Genomic DNA, 16946 nt, shown 5'->3' on the forward strand with positions numbered 1-16946 from the left:
GCCCCCGGATCCGAGGTCCGAGGGCCTTGTGGGACGGCAGGGAACGCCTCCCGGGAGGCGGGTTACGCCTTGGTCTGCTCCGCGTCCAGTGCCGCCGCCTCTTCCTCCGGTTCACGTCCCGGAGTCGGCAGATTGAACTTCTGGATGGCGAAGCGGAACAGCACGTAGTAGACGACCGCGAAGCACAAGCCAATAGGAATGATCATCCATGGCTTGGTCGCGAGGCTCCAGTTGATGACGTAGTCGATCAGTCCCGCGGAGAAGCTGAAGCCGTCCTTCACCCCGAGCGCCCAGGTGACCGCCATCGAGACACCGGTGAGCACCGCGTGGATCGCGTACAGGAGCGGCGCGATGAACAGGAACGAGTACTCGAGCGGCTCGGTGATGCCGGTGACGAACGAGGTCAGGCCGACCGAGAGCATCATGCCGCCGACGACCTTGCGACGCTCGGGGCGGGCGCAGTGGGTGATCGCGAGGGCCGCGGCGGGCAGCGCGAACATCATGATCGGGAAGAAGCCCGAGGTGAACTGGCCCGCGGTGTGGTCGCCCGCGAGGAAGCGGTTGATGTCACCGTGCACGACCGTGCCGTCCGGCTTGGTGAAGTCGCCGAACTGGAACCAGACGAAGGTGTTCAGGAACTGGTGCATGCCGATCGTGAGCAGCGCGCGGTTGGCGACACCGAAGATGCCGGAGCCCAGCCACCCGAGATCCACGAGCCACTTGGAGAAGCTGGTGAGGGCGTCACCGATGGGCGGCCAGATCCAGACGCAGATCCCGGCGAAGACCAGGCCGACGAAGGCCATGATGATCGGCACGAGCCGGCGGCCGTTGAAGAAGCCGAGCCAGTCGACCAGCTTCACACGGTGGTAGCGCTGCCAGAAGAAGGCGGCGAGCAGGCCCATGATGATGCCGCCGAAGACCCCTGGATTCTGGTACGCGGCCTGCGCCACCGTCCCGTCCTCGGCCACGCAGACGCCGCTCCACATCCCGGCGCCGCTGAAGGTCGTGTCGGCCGGGCAGTCGTCGGGGAAGGCCCGCAGCACCGCGTAGTACACGAGGAAGCCCGCGACCGCGGCGAGCGCCGTCGAGCCGTCCGCCTTCTTGGCCATGCCGATCGCGACGCCGATGCAGAACAGCAGCGGCAGGCCGAGCGAGGAGTCGAGGAGCGAACCCCCCGCCGCCGCGAAGACCTTGGCGACGTTGGTCCAGCCCAGGCCGTCGGCGCCGAAGACATCGGGCTGGCCGAGCCGGTTGAGAATGCCCGCTGCGGGGAGCACGGCGATCGGGAGCTGGAGGCTGCGGCCCATCTTCTGCAGTCCGGGGAGCAGCCCGCTCCACCACTTCTTCTGCGGCACGGCCGCGGCGTCGGAACTCATCGGCGTCCTCCGGGAACACACCTGGTTTGGCAGTCGTTGCAAACTGGTGTAGACCAGTTGCGGAACTGACTCGGTGACGCCCCGCCAGGGAGTCACCTTGATCGCCATCATTGGGTACGGGTGCCGTAACCGCCCGTGAAGATGGTCCAACCGTGCGTTACCGTGGCAAAGCGGACCTACGGTGCGTCGAGGCCGCATCCTTCAGGAACAGGGAGAAACACCATGGCCAGCAAGGCTGAGAAGATCGTTGCCGGGCTCGGCGGCATCGACAACATCGATGAGGTCGAGGGCTGCATCACCCGCCTCCGCACCGAGGTCCACGACCCGAGCAAGGTCGACGAGGCCGCGCTGAAGGCCGCCGGCGCCCACGGTGTCGTGAAGATGGGCACCGCGATCCAGGTCGTCATCGGCACGGACGCGGACCCGATCGCGGCCGACATCGAAGACATGATGTGAGCGACTGAGCTCACCGCCGTGGGCCCCGTTCCGGACACCGGAGCGGGGCCCACGCGCGTACGCGGTCCCGGGCGGGCCCCCTCCCGTACACATTCACGGGTGGGGCCCCCTCCCGTACCGGATAGGGTCGTTGCCATGTCTCGAATTGACGGCCGCACCCCCGAACAGCTCCGCCCGGTCACCATCGAACGCGGCTGGAGCAAGCACGCCGAGGGCTCCGTCCTCATCTCCTTCGGCGACACCAAGGTCTTCTGCACCGCCTCCGTGACCGAGGGCGTCCCACGCTGGCGCAAGGGCAGCGGAGAGGGCTGGGTCACCGCCGAGTACTCGATGCTGCCGCGCTCCACCAACACCCGTGGCGACCGCGAGTCCGTGCGCGGCAAGATCGGCGGCCGCACGCACGAGATCTCCCGCCTCATCGGCCGCAGCCTGCGCGCCGTCATCGACTACAAGGCGCTCGGCGAGAACACCATCGTCCTCGACTGCGACGTCCTCCAGGCCGACGGCGGTACGCGCACGGCGGCGATCACCGGCGCGTACGTCGCCCTCGCCGACGCCGTCTCCTGGGCCCAGGGCAAGAAGCTGATCAAGGCCGGGCGCAAGCCGCTCACCGGCACCGTCTCGGCCGTCTCCGTCGGCATCGTCGGCGGCGTCCCGCTCCTGGACCTCTGCTACGAGGAGGACGTGCGCGCCGACACCGACATGAACGTCGTGTGCACCGGCGACGGCCGCTTCGTCGAGGTGCAGGGCACCGCGGAGGCCGAGCCCTTCGACCGCAAGGAGCTGGGCGCGCTGCTCGACCTGGCCACCGGCGGCTGCGAGGAACTCGCCGCGCTGCAGCGGCAGGCGCTTCAGGCGACGGTCCAGGACGGCTGAATTCCACGCTCTGCGTGGACAGTTGAACGGGCGCGCGGTCAACCGTCAGGCAGTCTGAGGGCGTTGTAACGAGTACGACGGGCGCGCGGGCCAGGCCGCGCGCCCGCCCGCACACGGGGAGGGACTCCGCCCATGTCCGCGCGCCACCGACGCATCGCCGTCGCCGTCACCACCACTCTGCTCGTCGTCCCGGCCGCGCTCGGCCTCGCCGCCTGCGACCCGCAGGAGGCGGTGGACTGCGTCCGCGCCGCCGACGCGGTCTCCGACAGTGTCGACGCCCTGCGCAAGGCCGCCCAGGAGGCGGCGCTCTACCCGGAGAAGGCCGACAAGTCCTTCGACAACATCCGGTCGGACCTCGACGAGATCCGCGACAAGAACGACGACCAGGACATCCGCGACGCCGTCGACCAGATGAAGAAGGCCGTGGACAACGTCGAGCGGTCGGTCGACGGCGGCGACAAGACCCCCGATCTCAGCCCCGTCGTGGACGCGGGCGGCAAGGTCACCAAAGCCTGCACGCCGTAAACCCCGTACATCCTGTGGGCCCGCACGCCGCAGAGGCGGGCCCGTCGGGGGCCGGTGCCGTCCGGGGCCGATACTTGAGGAATGACCCGCCTCATCCTCGCCACCCGTAACGCAGGCAAGATCACCGAGCTCAGGGCGATCCTCGCCGCCGCAGGTCTGCCCCACGACCTCGTCGGCGCGGACGCCTACCCCGAGATCCCCGACGTCAAGGAGACCGGCGTCACCTTCGCCGAGAACGCCCTCCTCAAGGCGCACGCCCTGGCCCAGGCCACCGGGCTGCCGGCCGTCGCCGACGACTCGGGCCTCTGCGTCGACGTGCTCGGCGGCGCCCCCGGCATCTTCTCGGCGCGCTGGGCGGGCCGCCACGGCGACGACACCGCCAACCTGAACCTGCTGCTCGCCCAGCTCTCCGACATCGCCGAAGACGCCCACCGCGGGGCCCACTTCGCCTGCGCGGCCGCCCTCGCGCTGCCCGACGGCACGGAGCGGGTCGTGGAAGGCCAGTTGCGCGGCGTCCTGCGGCACGGGCCCGCCGGGTCGGGCGGCTTCGGCTACGACCCGATCCTGCAGCCCGAGGGCGAGATCCGCACCTGCGCCGAGCTCAGCGCCGACGAGAAGAACGCGATCTCCCACCGGGGCAAGGCATTTCGGGCCCTCGTGCCGGTGCTGCGCGAGCTGGTGGCGTAAGCGCCTTCCAGCTCGGGTGGTTGCCGTCCGTTCGCGGCTGCGGACCGCGGTCCGTCCTCGCGCAGTTCCCCGCGCCCCTTACCGGGGCGCGGGCGCGGGCCTCGTGCGGCCGGAGGGACTCGAACCCTCACGGGAGTTACCCCACTGGGACCTAAACCCAGCGTGACTGCCAGTTCCACCACGGCCGCGTGCGGCCCCATCGTAAGGGACCGCACCTGGTCGCCGGGCGGGCCGTCAGAACTTCGGGACTCAGAACTTCGGGACGTTGGCCTGGGACTCGACCAGCTCCGCCGCCTCTTCCTTCGTCTCGACCGACGGCGGCGAACCGGCGAGCGGCTGCTGGGCCGTCTCCTTCATGCAGGCGACCGCGATCACGCCGATGAGGGACGCGGCCATCGCGTAGTACGCGGGCATCATGTCGGTGCCCGTCACGGAGATCAGGGCCGTGATCACCAGCGGGGTCGTGCCGCCGAAGAGCGAGGCCGAGAGGTTGTAGCCGACCGACAGGGAGCCGTAGCGGACCTGGGTCGGGAAGAGCGCGGGCAGCGCCGCCGACATCGTGCCGAGCATGCAGACCAGGGAGAACCCGAGCATCAGCATGCCGAGCGAGACGGCCCACAGCGCGCCGTTCTTGACCAGCAGGAACGACGGGATGGACAAGAAGAAGAAGCCGAGCATGCCCGCCATCAGGAGCGGCTTGCGGCCGAAGCGGTCCGAGAGCCTGCCGACCTGGTTGATGACGCACATCAGGACGACCATCGTCCCGATGAGGATCAGCAGGCCGTGGGACTCCTTGTAGCCCATCTCGTCGGACAGGTACGTCGGCATGTACGACAGGAGCATGTAGTCCGTGATGTTGTACGCGCCGACCAGGCAGATGCAGAGGATCAGCGTCGGCCAGTAGTCGCGGAAGATCTTGGCCAGGTCGCCCGTGGCCGTCGCCTCCACCGTCGAGGCGGCGTCGCTCGCCTTGTGCGCGGACTCGTCCTCCAGCTTCTGGAAGGCAGGCGTCTCGTCCAGCCTGAGCCGCAGATAGAGACCGACGAGTCCGATGGGCCCGGCGACCAGGAACGGCACGCGCCAGCCCCAGGACTCCATGCCGTCGCTGCCGAGCCACCCCGTGAGGATCACGACCAGGCCGGCCGCGCCCACATATCCGGCGAGCGTGCCGAACTCCAGGAAGCTGCCGAAGAAGCCGCGGCGCTTGTCGGGCGCGTACTCGGCGATGAAGGTGGACGCCCCGCCGTACTCACCGCCCGTGGAGAAGCCCTGGACCAGGCGGAAGAGGATCAGCAGGGCCGGGGCCCAGAAGCCGATCGAGTCGTACGAGGGGATCAGGCCGATGGCGAACGTGCCGACCGCCATCATGATCATGGTCATCGCCAGGACCTTCTTGCGGCCGATCTTGTCGCCCATCGGGCCGAAGACCATGCCGCCGAGTGGCCGGACCAGGAACGAGACGGCGAACGTCGCGAACGACGAGATCAGCTGGACCGTGTCGTTCCCTGACGGGAAGAAGACATGGCCGATCGTGACCGCGAGATAGGAGTAGATGCCGAAGTCGAACCACTCCATGGCGTTCCCGAGCGAGGCCGCCTTGACCGCCCGCTTGACCGCCGCTTCGTCGGTGACGGTGATGTCGGTCCGGCGCAGCGGGGGATTCCTGCGGCGTCTGACGGCTCGGAAGAGCGCGCGGTGGCGCTTGATCGCTTGGGGATCGGTAGGGGTCGGTTCGTTCTCGGCAGCCATGAAGGATCACTTGCTCAGTACGTGCGAGAGCAAACGAAAGCCCCCCAAGAGGGGGGCTTCGTCACATTCGGTGAGGGGCCTGCGGCGGCTCGGATGCCGATCAGATGCCGGTCAGATGCCGAGATCCTTGATGATCTTGGCCACGTGGCCGGTCGCCTTCACGTTGTAGAAGGCGTGCTCGACCTTGCCCGCCTCGTCCACGACGACCGTCGAACGGATGACGCCCGTCACCGTCTTGCCGTAGAGCTTCTTCTCGCCGAAGGCGCCGTACGCCTCCAGGGTCTCCTTCGACGGGTCGCCGACCAGCGTGACCTTCAGGCTCTCCTTCTCGCGGAACTTCGCGAGCTTCTCCGGCTTGTCGGGCGAGACGCCGATGACGTCGTACCCGGCCTGGGCGAGCAGGTCGAGGTTGTCCGTGAAGTCGCACGCCTGCTTGGTGCAGCCGGGGGTGAGGGCGGCCGGGTAGAAGTACACGATGACCTTGCGGCCCTTGTGGTCGGCCAGCGAGATCTCGTTGCCGTCGGCGTCGGGCAGGGTGAAGGCGGGGGCGGTGTCGCCGGGCGTGAGTCGCTCGCTCATGTCTCTCGGTCTCCTCGCGAAGGGTGTCCCCTCGGCTCTTCAAGAGCTTGGGGGCGCAGTGACGCTGACGAGCGTAATGGGGGTGCCGTGGGGTGCGGGACGCGCGGAGCTGACAGACTGTCGCCCACAGACTCGCAACTGGTACGGAAACGGCCACGGACCACGGAGGCAGCGCGGTGTCGGACACGTCAGAGGCGGCGAACAAGCCGGACGCCCGGACCCCGGCGGAGATCGAGGCGGACATCAGGCGCCGCCGGGACGCGCTCGCCGAGACCCTCGACGAGATCGGTGTGCGGGTGCACCCGAAGACGATCGTCGGCGACGCGAAGGCGAAGTTCGTCTCCAGCGTCGACAACTCCCTGGGCCGCGCCTATGTGGGGGCCAACCGCTTCGTCTCCGACGTGCGCTCCCAGCTGGTCTCCGAGGACGGCGCCCCGCGCCTGGAGCGCATCGTGCCGGTCGCGCTCGTGGTGGTCGGGGTCGTGGGCCTGCTCGCGGTCGGCTCGCGGCGCCGCAAGGGCTGAGCCGGAATCGGCTTCGACCCGGCGGCGTACGGGCGCGGTCGCGGCAGGTAGGTTCGAGGCGTGAGCGCCAACAGCCAGGGACACGGGTCCCATGACGACAAGCTGCCCATCCGCATGCTGCACGACCGTGTGCTCGTGCGGCAGGACACCGCCGAGGGCGAGCGGCGTTCGGGCGGCGGCATCCTGATCCCCGCCACGGCGGCCGTCGGACGGCGCCTGGCGTGGGCCGCGGTGGTGGCGGTCGGCCAGAACGTACGGACCGTGGAGCCGGGCGACCGCGTCCTGTACGACCCGGAGGACCGGGCCGAGGTCGAGGTCCGGGGCGTCGCGTACGTCCTGATGCGCGAGCGTGACATCCACGCGGTGGCGGCCGACCGGTTCGAGGGCTCCGAGGACTCGACCGGCCTCTACCTGTAGGACGCGCGACCCGCAGTACCCGTACGAAAGGGCTGGTGACCACCGTCACCAGCCCTTTCGCATGGTGTTTGCTACCTTGGAGACACCCGACGAGACGCGCCGTACCGGGACCTGAAAAGACGACGCACCCCCGTAGTTCACGATTCCGGAGGTGCCGTCATGGCCTGGGTCCTGCTTGTTGTCGCCGGTCTGCTCGAGGTGGGCTGGTCGATCGGGATGAAGTACACCGAAGGCTTCACGCGGCTGTGGCCCAGCGTCTTCACCGGCCTCGGCATCGTCGCGAGCATGATGCTCCTCTCGCACGCCGCGAAGACCCTCCCCATCGGCACCGCCTACGGAGTCTGGGTCGGCATCGGCGCGGCCGGTGCGGCGGTGCTCGGCATGCTGGTGCTCGGTGAGCCCGCGACCGCCGCCCGGATCTTCTTCGTGGCCCTGCTCCTGGTCGCCGTCGTGGGGCTCAAGGCGACCTCGGGGCACTGACCCGCTACGGCGAGCGGCGGGCGTTCGGCGTCGCGTCCCGGTTCTGGACCGCGCCCCCGAGCAGCCCGCCGCCTGTGTCCGTGGTCCCGCCGCCGTCGGTCCCGCCCTGGTCCGCGCCGCCGTCGGTGGCGCCCCCGTCCGTGGCGCCCCCGTCGGTCTGCCCCGCGGTCTGCCCGGCCGTCTGACCCTGGGTCTGGCCCTCGTCCTGGCCCTGGGTCTGGCCGCCCTGCGTCTGGCCGCCCTGGGTCTGCCCGGTGGTCTGGCCCTGCGTCTGCCCCTGGTCCTGGCCCTCGGTGTCGCCGCCGGTCGTGGCCCCGCCGGTCTCCGGGTCCTCGGGCCCGGTCGGCTCGACCGGTTCGGTCGGCGTCACCGGCTCGCTCGCGCCCGGCTCCAGCTCCAGGTCGAAGTCGCGGGCCGGGGTGCCGGTCAGCGCCGCCTTGGTGAACTGGGCCCAGATGCGCGCCGGGTAGGCCCCGCCGTTGATGCGGGGCTGGCCGAGCGCTCCGTACAGCGGGGTCTGCACCGCCGTGTCGGGGTCGGCGCCCATCACGGCCACGACCGTCGCGAGGTCCGGGGTGTAGCCCGCGAACCAGGCCGCCTTGTCCTCCTCGGCGGTGCCGGTCTTGCCCGCCGCCGGGCGGCCCGCGCCCTGCGCCGCCGTGCCGGTGCCGCCCTCGACGACGGACTGCAGGATCGACGTGGTGGTGTCGGCGGCCTCGCGGCTGACGGCCTGCTTCGTGGTGTCGTCCGGCAGGTCGACGTCCTCGCCGTCCTTGGTGACCTTCTCGACCAGGGTGTACGTGCCGTGCTTGCCGTGGTTCGCGAGCGTCGCGTACGCCTCGGTCATGTCGAGGACGGAGGCGGTGGCCGGGCCAAGGGCGATGGAGGGGGTGGCGGTCAGGTCCGGGGTGGTGGAGGGGATGCCGAGGTCGACGGCGGTGTTCTTCACCTTGTCGGAGCCCACGTCGACGGCCATCTGGGCGTAGACCGCGTTGACGGACTTGTCGGTGGCCTCGCGGACGGTGATGTCGCCGTAGGAGCGGTCGTCCTCGTTGGCGGGGGCGTAGCTGCCGCCGCTCCAGCCCTGCACCGGGCGCTTGTTGTTGCCGTTGTAGATCGTGTTCGGGGTGATGGTGCGGCCGTCCTGCGTGGTCGAGCCGTGCTGCACCGCCGAGGTGAAGACGAACGGCTTGAAGGTGGAGCCCACTTGGAAGTCGCGGCGGGTCGCGTTGCTCACGTACTGCTTCGTGTAGTCGATGCCGCCGTACAGCGCGACGACCTTGCTGCTGTCCGGGTCGATGGAGGCCCCGCCCACCCGCACGTTCCGGTCGATCTTGCGGGCCTTCTTGTCGAGCTGGTCCATCACCTGCTGGTCCACGGCCTTCACGAAGGCGTCCTGACGGTTCTTCTGGATGGTCGTGGTGATGCGGTAGCCGCCCTTGTCGAGGGTGTCCTCGTCGACGATCTTGTTGCTCGTCAGATAGTCCTCGACGGCGTGCACGAGATAGCCGCGCTGCCCCGACAGATCGGCCGTGCCCTTGGGCTCCTTCGGGACGGGGAACTTCATGCCCTTGCGGTCGGCGGCGCTCAGCCAGCCCTCCTTGACCATCCCGTCCAGGACGTAGTTCCAGCGGCCGAGGGCGCGCTGCTTGTTCTCCGGGTGGGTCGCCACGTCGTACGCGTTGGGGGAGTTGAGCAGCGTCGCCAGGTAGGCGCTCTTCGCCGCGTCCAGGTCCTCCACGTCCTCGCCGTAGTACGCCTGGGCCGCGGCCTGCACCCCGTACGCGTTGCGCCCGAAGAAGCTGGTGTTGAGATAGCCCGCGAGGATGTCGTCCTTGCTCACCTCGCGGTCCAGCTTGATCGCGATGAAGAACTCCTTCACCTTGCGGGTGACCGTCTGCTCCTGGCCCAGGTAGTAGTTCTTCACGAACTGCTGGGTGATGGTGGAGCCGGACTGCTTGCCCTTGCCGGTGAGGGTGTTCCAGGCGGCGCGGATCATCGCCTTCGGGTCGATCGCGGACTCGCTGTAGAAGTCGCGGTCCTCCGCCGCGAGCGCCGCGTGCTGCATGTCCTTGGGGATCTTCGACAGCGGGACGTTCTCGCGGTTGACCTTGCCGTCGCGGGCGAGCTGGGTGCCGTCCGCGTACAGGTAGACGTTGGACTGGGCGGTGGCGGCCGCGTTGGCCGGGGGGATGTCGACGAGCGCGTAGCCCGCGAAGAAGCCGCCGACGCACAGCAGGATCACGAAGATGAAGGTGCCGAGCACCATCCGCCAGGTCGGGACGAGCCGCCGCCACCCCTTCCGCTTGGGCCGCTTGGGCTTCTTGCCCTTGCCGCCCTTGCCGCCTTCACCCGCGGGCGCGCCTGCGGCGGAGTCCGCGGGGGTGTCCGCCGGCTCCCGGGGCGCCCAGCCCTCGTGTCCTGCGGCCCCCTGCTGCTGCGGCTCGTCGCTCATGTCCTGCGGAACTCCCGTTCGCGTCCTACGTCCAGTACGCCCAGTACATCCAGTACGCCCTGTGTACGCCCTGTCCGACCCATTGCACACCGTCGTACGAGTCGCGGTGCGCCAGGCACGCGCCGGGCGCCGAAATTGCGTGGCAACGGCCACCCGGATCGGACTAGGCTCCTGCGTTTTGTGCTCTTTGGCCTGAGAACGCTTTCGACCAGGGAAGGGACACTTCGTGAGGACAGGCCGGTTCCGTCTTTACTCGGCCGTCGCCAGAAGCGGCTTCCGCCGCTACGCCACCTACCGCACCGCCACCGCCGCCGGAGTCTTCACCAACACCGTCTTCGGCCTGATCCTCGCCTACACCTACATCGCGCTCTGGGACGAGCGGCCGCACCTCGGGGGCTACGACCAGGCGCAGGCCGTCACCTTCGTGTGGCTGGGGCAGGCGCTGCTCGCCGTGATGGCGCTGATGGGCGGCGGCTTCGAGGGCGAGCTGATCGAGCGCATCCGCACCGGGGACATCGCGATCGACCTGTACCGGCCGGCCGACCTGCAGACCTGGTGGCTGGCGACCGACCTCGGCCGGGGCGCGTTCCAGCTGCTCGGCCGGGGCGCCCTGCCCATGCTCTTCGGCGCCCTCGTCTTCGAGCTCGCGCTGCCCGCGGACCCGCTGCGCTGGCTGGCGTTCCTGGTGTCCGTCGTGCTCGGCGCGGTGGTCAGCTTCGGGATCCGCTATCTGGTGGCGCTCTCCGCGTTCTGGATGCTGGACGGCGCGGGCATGACCCAACTGGCCATGCTCGCGGGCACGTTCTTCTCGGGCATGGTGCTCCCGCTGAACGTCTTCCCGGGCGCCCTCGGCGAGTTCGCCCGCGCGCTGCCCTGGTCCGCGCAGCTCCAGGTGCCCGCCGACGTCCTCCTCGGCACGCACACGGGCACGGACCTGCTGTGGACGTACGCCTTCCAGCTCGGCTGGGCGGCGGCGCTGCTCCTGGCCGGGCGGCTGCTGCAGACCGCGGCCACGCGACGGGTGGTGGTCCAGGGTGGCTGACCTCGCCCACGTACGGGACGGGCTGCGCGCCTACCGGCTGATCTCCGCCATGTGGATCCGCTCCCTCATGGCCTACCGCGTGTCCTTCGCGATGACCCTGCTCGGCAACTTCGCGGTGACCGCGTTCGACTTCGTGGCGATCCTGCTGATGTTCTCCCAGGTGGACCGGCTCGGCGGCTACGGGCTGCCCGAGATCGCCTTCCTGTACGGCGTCTCGTGCACCGCGTTCGGCTTCGCGGACCTCGTGATGGGCTCCATGGACCGGCTGGGGCGGCGGGTGCGTGACGGCACGCTCGACACGCTCCTGGTGCGGCCCGCCCCGGTGATCGCGCAGGTCGCCGCCGACCGCTTCGGGCTGCACCGGCTCGGGCGCCTCGCGCAGGGCGCGCTCGTCCTCGCGTACGCGCTCGTGGTCCTGGACGTCGGCTGGACCCCGCTGAAGGTCCTGATGATCCCGCTGATGCTGCTCTGCGGCGCCGCGATCTTCGGGTCCGTGTTCGTGGCGGGCGGCGCCTTCCAGTTCGTGGCGCAGGACGCCTCCCAGGTGCAGAACGCCTTCACGTACGGCGGCACCACCCTTCTCCAGTACCCGCCGACCGTCTTCGCCAAGGACCTGGTGCGCGGCGTCACCTTCGTGCTGCCCCTCGCCTTCGTCAACTGGGTGCCCGCGCTGTACGTGCTGGGGCGGCCCTACCCGCTGGACCTGCCGCAGTGGGTGGCGTTCACGCCCCCGCTGGTGGCCGCCGTCTGCGTCGGCCTCGCGGGCCTCGCCTGGCGCACCGGCCTCCGTTCGTACCGCAGCACAGGGAGCTGAACTGCCGTGGAAACAGACCTCATTGAGCTCGACGGCGTCGAGAAGGTCTTCGACGTCCGCAAGAAGACCGGCTTCCTGCGCCGGGAGCGGCACGAGGTGCGCGCCGTCGACGGGATCTCCTTCACGGTGCCGCGCGGCGAGATGGTCGGCTACATCGGGCCCAACGGCGCGGGCAAGTCGACGACGATCAAGATGCTGACGGGCATCCTGACCCCGAGCGGCGGCCGTCTGCGCGTCGCGGGCATCGACCCCTCGCGCGAGCGCACGAGGCTGGCCCGCCGCATCGGCGTCGTCTTCGGCCAGCGCACCACGCTCTGGTGGGACCTGCCGCTGATCGACTCGTACCGCCTGATGCACCGCATGTACCGGATCCCCGACGACCGCTTCCGCAGCAACCTCGACCGTTGCATCGAACTCCTCGAACTGGGCGCCCTGTTGGATGTCCCCGTGCGCCAGCTCTCCCTCGGCCAGCGCATGCGCGGCGACATCGCGGCGGCCCTCCTGCACGACCCGGAGGTGCTCTACCTGGACGAGCCCACGATCGGCCTCGACGTCATCAGCAAGGCCAAAGTGCGGGGATTCCTGCGGGACTTGAACGCCGAGTCCGGCACGACGGTCCTCCTCACCACCCACGACCTCACCGACATCGAGCAGCTCTGCAAGCGCGTCATGGTCATCGACCACGGCCGCCTCATGTACGACGGGGCGCTCGCGGGCCTGCACGAGGTGGGCGAGAGCGAGCGCACCCTCATCGTGGACCTGGAGCGCGAACTGCCGCCCGTCCGGGTCGAGTCGGCGCGTGTCGTGAAGGTCGAGGGGCCCCGGCAGTGGCTGGCCTTCCCGGCGGGCGGCTCGGCGGCGCCGCTGGTCGCGCGGATCGCCGCCGAGTACCCGCTGGTCGACCTCTCCGTGCGCGAGCCGGACATCGAGGACGTCATCGCCAAGATGTACGCGGAGCAGGCGACCTCGTAGGCTGCTCGTATGACCGAACTCCCCGAGCCCGCCGATCTGAGCGCCGCCGATCTGCGGGCCTCCGACGCCGACCGCGAGCGCGTCGCCGAACAGCTCCGTGACGCCCTGGCCGAGGGCCGCCTCGACATGACGGAGTTCGAGGAGCGCCTGGACGCCACGTACAAGGCGCGTACGTACGGCGAGCTGGCGCCCATCACCCGCGACCTGCCCGGCCCCGGAGCCCCGGCCCCGGCTCCGGTGCCGAAGGTCGACATGGTCAAGCACCCGGCGGCGGGCGGCGGTTCGGCCGACCCGGTCGCCATCGACTGGGACGAGCGGGTGGTCGGCGGCGAGGCGTCCTCGACCTGGGGCTTCGCCTTCTGGGGCGGCTTCGGCCGCAAGGGCCAGTGGAAGATCGGCCGGACGTTCACGGCGTTCACGATGTGGGGCGGCGGTGAGATCGACCTGCGCGAGGCCCGGTTCGCGGACCGCGACGTGGAGATCCGGCTCTTCACGATCATGGGCGGCATCCAGGTCGTCGTGCCGCCCGACCTCCAGGTCTCGGTCCGCGGCATCGGCATCATGGGCGGCTTCGACGACCATGCGACGGGCGAGGGCACGCCCGGCTCACCGCGCGTGGTCATCAAGGGCCTCGCCCTGATGGGCGGCATCGGCGTCGACCGGAAGATGCGGCGCATCGAGCGGCAGCGCCTGCGGGAGGAGCGCCGCCAGGACCGCCTGGACCGGCGCGATGCGCGCCGGGCCGCCCACTGGGACCGGGCGGAGGAGCACCGGCTGCGCCACGAGGAGCGTTTGGAGCGGCGTTTGGAGCGGCGCCGGGATCGCTGATGTCCTGGGTGGGGCGCCCTCCCGGGGCTTCGCCCCTGGACCCCCGATCGGCCTGAACGGCCTCGTCCTCAAACGCCGGACGGGCTATGACTACAGTTCGGCGGCCGCCGAACCCCTCAGCTGGGCCAGGTTGAACGTCTGCGCCATCCGCTCGTAGCCCGCGTCGCTCGGGTGCAGATGGTCACCGGAGTCGTAGCGGCTGCGCAGCTTGCGCGGGTTGTACGGGTCCCGCAGGGCCTTGTCGAAGTCCACGGCCTCGTCGAAGACGTTGCCCCCGCGGATCTCCGCGTTCACCGCCTGGCGCACGGCCTCCAGGCCGGGCTCGTACCCCCGGTGCCCCTGGAACGGCATGAGCGTCGCGCCGATGACCCGGAGCCCGCGCGTGTGCGCCTGCCGGGTCAGCTCGCGCAGGCCCTCGACGATGCGGTCCGGGTCGTTCTGGTGCGGGTTGCGCAGGATGTCGTTGACGCCGAGCGCGATGACGACGGCCTTCACGCCCGTGCGGCCGAGCACGTCGCGGTCGAAGCGGGACAGGCCGCTGGGGTTGTCCGCGGGCGAGCCGTTGCCGTCGGACAGGATGCGGTTGCCGCTGATGCCCTGGTTGGCCACGCCGTAGCGGGGCGCCCCGGACTCGGTGCGCAGCCGGTCGGCGAGGACGTCGGTCCAGCGGCTGTTGGCGCCCATCGTGGAGGTGATGCCGTCGGTGAGCGAGTCACCGATGACCACCACGGTGCCGTTCGTCTCGTGCGTGAGGACGTCCACCGCGGTCAAGTAGCGCCAGTACGGGCTCTGCTGGCGGTAGGCCGCCCCGGTCACGTCCTCCGTGCGGTCCCCGGCGGCCACGTAGCTGACCTGGCGGGCGTGCGGGTGGTAGGTGACGGGGCCCGACGCGGTGGGCGAGAACGTGGTGACGAGCAGGTCCGCGTCGCTCGGCACCTGCAGCCGGGCCGCGTCGCTGAGCACCTGCTGGCCGGGCGGGATCACGACCGACGTATTGCCGTTGAAGGTGAGCCGGCGCAGCGTGCCCGGGGCCGCCGAGGGGTCGTTGGCCGCGGCGGCGAGGGCGATGGAGGCGTGGGTGATGCTGAGCGGCGTGCGCCCGTACAGGTTCGACAGGGTGATGCGGGCGCCGTCGCCGCCGACGCTGGTGTGCATCACGTTGCGCACGGAGCGGCCGGCGAGGCCCTTGCGCGCGGTGCCCGGCTCGGCCCCGGCGGGCGAGGCGGACCAGGTGCCGACCCAGGTGCCCGCGGAGGCGGGGTTCGCGGAGTTGCGCGGGGTGCGGGGGCCGGAGCTGAGGGTGTCCTGGCCGTCGTCGGTGCGTGAGACGCCGACGTATATGGCGGCGGAAATCACCACTATCACCGCGAGAACCGCGGCGAGGACTGCATAACCGTGACGCCTGGTCATGCTGGTCATGCGGCTGTGTCTCCTTGGGCAGGGGGAGCCTGCGGGGCTCCTATGTGATCACCCCATGATGCGTCATGGGCCGTGAGGCGGCCGACACTGCCCCCCTCCGACTCCTCAGACGCCGGGAACTTGTCGTCCGTTCCAGGAGTCGCTCAGGAAGAGACAATGCGTATGAGGATCGATACAGAGGATCGATACGTGCGCGGAGACCGACGGGGCGAACGGGCCGGTGGACTGGGATGGAACGCGTAAATGGGCCGGAAGTGACCGAACCGGACGGTGAGCCGGGCAGTGGGCCGGACAGTGGGCAGCATGCCCACGCCGACCGGTCCGCAAGCGGAGCCTCGTTCGGAGCAGCCGGGTCCACGAATGGCGCAGGGGCGGGGGCCGGGGCGGGTAAGGGGGCAGGCGCGGGGTCTGGGGCCGGTGCAGGGGCAGGTCCTGGGGCGCGCCGCCCCTCCTCCCCCATGGCGTACACCCCCGCCGACGAGGAGAAGCGCCGCGGCGTCCGCCGCATGAAGCTCACCGCGACGGGCCTGCTGCTCTTCGTCGCGGTCGTCTACGTCCTCGCGAAGTGGGCGCAGAACTCCGGCGCCGGAGCCTGGGCGGGCTATGTCGCGGCGGCCGCCGAGGCGGGCATGGTGGGCGCGCTCGCCGACTGGTTCGCGGTGACGGCGCTCTTCCGCCACCCCCTCGGCATCCCCATCCCGCACACGGCCATCATCCCCAACAAGAAGGACCAACTGGGCGCGTCCCTGGGCGACTTCGTAGGCGAGAACTTCCTGTCGTCGGAGGTCGTACGGGACCGGCTGCGGGCCGTGGGAATCGGCGGCCGCCTGGGCGCGTGGCTCGCGGAACCGGCCCACGCGGACCGCGTCACCGCCGAACTGGCCACGGCGCTGCGCGGCGCCCTGACCGTCCTGCGCGACTCGGACGTGCAGGCCGTCGTCGGCGAGGCCATCACGCGCCGCGCCGACGCCCAGGAGATCGCGCCGGGCCTCGGCAAGATGCTGGAGAAGGTCGTCGCGGACGGCGGCCACAAGCGGGTCGTGGACCTGGTCTGCGTGCGCGCCCACGACTGGCTGGTGGCGCACAGCGACTCGGTGATGGACGCGGTGCAGGGGGGAGCCCCCGGCTGGACCCCTCGCTTCGTGGACAAGAGGGTGGGCGAGCGCGTCTACAAGGAACTCCTCCGCTTCGTCACGGAGATGCGGGACATGCCCGCCCACCCCGCGCGCGGCGCCCTCGACAACTTCCTCGCGGACTTCGCCACCGACCTCCAGTCGGACACGGACACGCGGGCGCGCGTGGAGCGCCTCAAGCGGGAGGTCCTCGGCCGGGGCGAGGTCCAGGACCTGATCGCCTCCGCCTGGTCGGCGGTGCGCCAGATGATCGTGGCGGCGGCGGAGGACGAGCGCAGCGAACTGCGCCTGCGCGTACGGGCGTCGCTGCTCTCGCTGGGTCAGCGGATGGCGACGGACGCCCGGCTGCGGGAGAAGGTGGACGGCTGGGTGGAGGGCGCGGCGGTGTACGTGGTCACCACGTACCGCAGCGAGATCACGTCCCTGATCTCGGACACGGTCGCGAGCTGGGACGCGGAGCACACGTCGCGCAAGATCGAGGCGCACATCGGCCGCGACCTGCAGTTCATCCGGATCAACGGCACGGTGGTGGGGTCGTTGGCGGGGTTGGTCATTTATGCGGTTTCGCGGGCGCTGGGGGCTTAGCGCTGGGGGCTTAGCCCTGGGGGCCTGGC

Annotated in this window: 17 protein-coding genes, 1 tRNA gene and 1 riboswitch; of the genes, 12 read left to right on the forward strand and 6 right to left on the reverse strand. The window is 70.4% G+C overall.

The annotated features are described in order from the left end of the window. Positions 1-62: 62 nt before the first annotated feature. The gene (locus tag ACFWYM_RS27405) at positions 63-1376 is read right to left on the reverse strand and encodes a PTS transporter subunit EIIC (protein WP_384842697.1); all 1314 of its coding nucleotides are present in this window, start codon (positions 1374-1376) and stop codon (positions 63-65) included. Between the two features lie 222 nt (positions 1377-1598). Between ACFWYM_RS27405 and ACFWYM_RS27410 the strand changes: the two genes are divergently transcribed. The 4 genes from ACFWYM_RS27410 (at position 1599) to rdgB (ending at position 3920) form a co-directional block, all read left to right on the forward strand. Beyond that, complete coding sequence (locus tag ACFWYM_RS27410) at positions 1599-1832, forward strand: glucose PTS transporter subunit EIIB (RefSeq protein ID WP_384842700.1); 234 nt, start codon at positions 1599-1601, stop codon at positions 1830-1832. A gap of 135 nt (positions 1833-1967) precedes the next feature. Beyond that, complete coding sequence (rph, locus tag ACFWYM_RS27415; protein ID WP_384842703.1) at positions 1968-2708, forward strand: ribonuclease PH; 741 nt, start codon at positions 1968-1970, stop codon at positions 2706-2708. A gap of 132 nt (positions 2709-2840) precedes the next feature. Beyond that, the gene (locus ACFWYM_RS27420; RefSeq protein WP_384842706.1) at positions 2841-3233 is read left to right on the forward strand and encodes a hypothetical protein; all 393 of its coding nucleotides are present in this window, start codon (positions 2841-2843) and stop codon (positions 3231-3233) included. Positions 3234-3314: 81 nt separating this feature from the next. Further along, positions 3315-3920: an RdgB/HAM1 family non-canonical purine NTP pyrophosphatase gene (gene rdgB, locus ACFWYM_RS27425; RefSeq protein WP_384842709.1), complete on the forward strand. Its 606-nt coding sequence runs from the start codon at positions 3315-3317 to the stop codon at positions 3918-3920. A gap of 104 nt (positions 3921-4024) precedes the next feature. On the opposite strand, the gene ACFWYM_RS27430 is transcribed toward rdgB, so the two are convergent. The 3 genes from ACFWYM_RS27430 to bcp all read right to left on the reverse strand — a co-directional run bounded on the left by ACFWYM_RS27430 (position 4025) and on the right by bcp (position 6248). Continuing rightward, a tRNA-Leu gene (locus ACFWYM_RS27430) sits at positions 4025-4108 on the reverse strand. 61 nt (positions 4109-4169) lie between these two features. Then, positions 4170-5669 carry a glycine betaine/L-proline transporter ProP gene (gene proP, locus ACFWYM_RS27435; protein WP_384842713.1) on the reverse strand — a complete coding sequence of 500 codons (1500 nt, stop codon included), beginning with the start codon at positions 5667-5669 and terminating at the stop codon, positions 4170-4172. 111 nt (positions 5670-5780) lie between these two features. Then, positions 5781-6248: a thioredoxin-dependent thiol peroxidase gene (gene bcp / locus ACFWYM_RS27440; RefSeq protein ID WP_384842716.1), complete on the reverse strand. Its 468-nt coding sequence runs from the start codon at positions 6246-6248 to the stop codon at positions 5781-5783. Positions 6249-6424: 176 nt separating this feature from the next. Here bcp and ACFWYM_RS27445 point away from each other — a divergent pair, with 176 nt between their 5' ends. From ACFWYM_RS27445 to ACFWYM_RS27455, 3 genes are all read left to right on the forward strand, one after another. Continuing rightward, the gene (locus tag ACFWYM_RS27445; protein WP_384842719.1) at positions 6425-6772 is read left to right on the forward strand and encodes a DUF3618 domain-containing protein; all 348 of its coding nucleotides are present in this window, start codon (positions 6425-6427) and stop codon (positions 6770-6772) included. A 114-nt stretch (positions 6773-6886) separates the two neighbouring features. Continuing rightward, positions 6887-7189 carry a GroES family chaperonin gene (locus ACFWYM_RS27450; RefSeq protein ID WP_384843083.1) on the forward strand — a complete coding sequence of 101 codons (303 nt, stop codon included), beginning with the start codon at positions 6887-6889 and terminating at the stop codon, positions 7187-7189. Between the two features lie 65 nt (positions 7190-7254). After that, positions 7255-7318: riboswitch (guanidine-III (ykkC-III) riboswitch) on the forward strand. Between the two features lie 30 nt (positions 7319-7348). Then, positions 7349-7669, forward strand: coding sequence for a DMT family transporter (locus tag ACFWYM_RS27455; protein ID WP_384842721.1), 321 nt, complete (start codon positions 7349-7351; stop codon positions 7667-7669). A 4-nt stretch (positions 7670-7673) separates the two neighbouring features. Here ACFWYM_RS27455 and ACFWYM_RS27460 read toward each other — a convergent pair whose 3' ends face one another. After that, complete coding sequence (locus ACFWYM_RS27460; protein WP_384842723.1) at positions 7674-10124, reverse strand: transglycosylase domain-containing protein; 2451 nt, start codon at positions 10122-10124, stop codon at positions 7674-7676. 226 nt (positions 10125-10350) lie between these two features. Here ACFWYM_RS27460 and ACFWYM_RS27465 point away from each other — a divergent pair, with 226 nt between their 5' ends. Genes ACFWYM_RS27465 through ACFWYM_RS27480 form a run of 4 tightly spaced genes read left to right on the forward strand, consistent with a single transcriptional unit; the run spans position 10351 to position 13780 of the window. Beyond that, positions 10351-11166: an ABC transporter permease gene (locus tag ACFWYM_RS27465; protein ID WP_384842726.1), complete on the forward strand. Its 816-nt coding sequence runs from the start codon at positions 10351-10353 to the stop codon at positions 11164-11166. Positions 11167-11215: 49 nt separating this feature from the next. Continuing rightward, positions 11216-11980: an ABC transporter permease gene (locus ACFWYM_RS27470; RefSeq protein ID WP_384843086.1), complete on the forward strand. Its 765-nt coding sequence runs from the start codon at positions 11216-11218 to the stop codon at positions 11978-11980. Positions 11981-11986: 6 nt separating this feature from the next. Then, positions 11987-12952 carry an ATP-binding cassette domain-containing protein gene (locus ACFWYM_RS27475; RefSeq protein WP_384842729.1) on the forward strand — a complete coding sequence of 322 codons (966 nt, stop codon included), beginning with the start codon at positions 11987-11989 and terminating at the stop codon, positions 12950-12952. A gap of 9 nt (positions 12953-12961) precedes the next feature. Next, positions 12962-13780, forward strand: coding sequence for a DUF1707 domain-containing protein (locus ACFWYM_RS27480; RefSeq protein ID WP_384842732.1), 819 nt, complete (start codon positions 12962-12964; stop codon positions 13778-13780). Between the two features lie 90 nt (positions 13781-13870). Here the strand turns inward: ACFWYM_RS27480 and ACFWYM_RS27485 are convergent, their stop codons facing one another. Then, entirely contained in the window at positions 13871-15190 is a 1320-nt protein-coding gene (locus tag ACFWYM_RS27485; protein WP_384843089.1) for an SGNH/GDSL hydrolase family protein, read from the reverse strand. A gap of 239 nt (positions 15191-15429) precedes the next feature. Here ACFWYM_RS27485 and ACFWYM_RS27490 point away from each other — a divergent pair, with 239 nt between their 5' ends. Continuing rightward, entirely contained in the window at positions 15430-16917 is a 1488-nt protein-coding gene (locus tag ACFWYM_RS27490; protein ID WP_384842734.1) for a DUF445 domain-containing protein, read from the forward strand. Positions 16918-16946 lie beyond the last annotated feature (29 nt).

The organism is Streptomyces sp. NPDC059009 (genome assembly GCF_042740175.1).
Classification (GTDB): domain Bacteria; phylum Actinomycetota; class Actinomycetes; order Streptomycetales; family Streptomycetaceae; genus Streptomyces.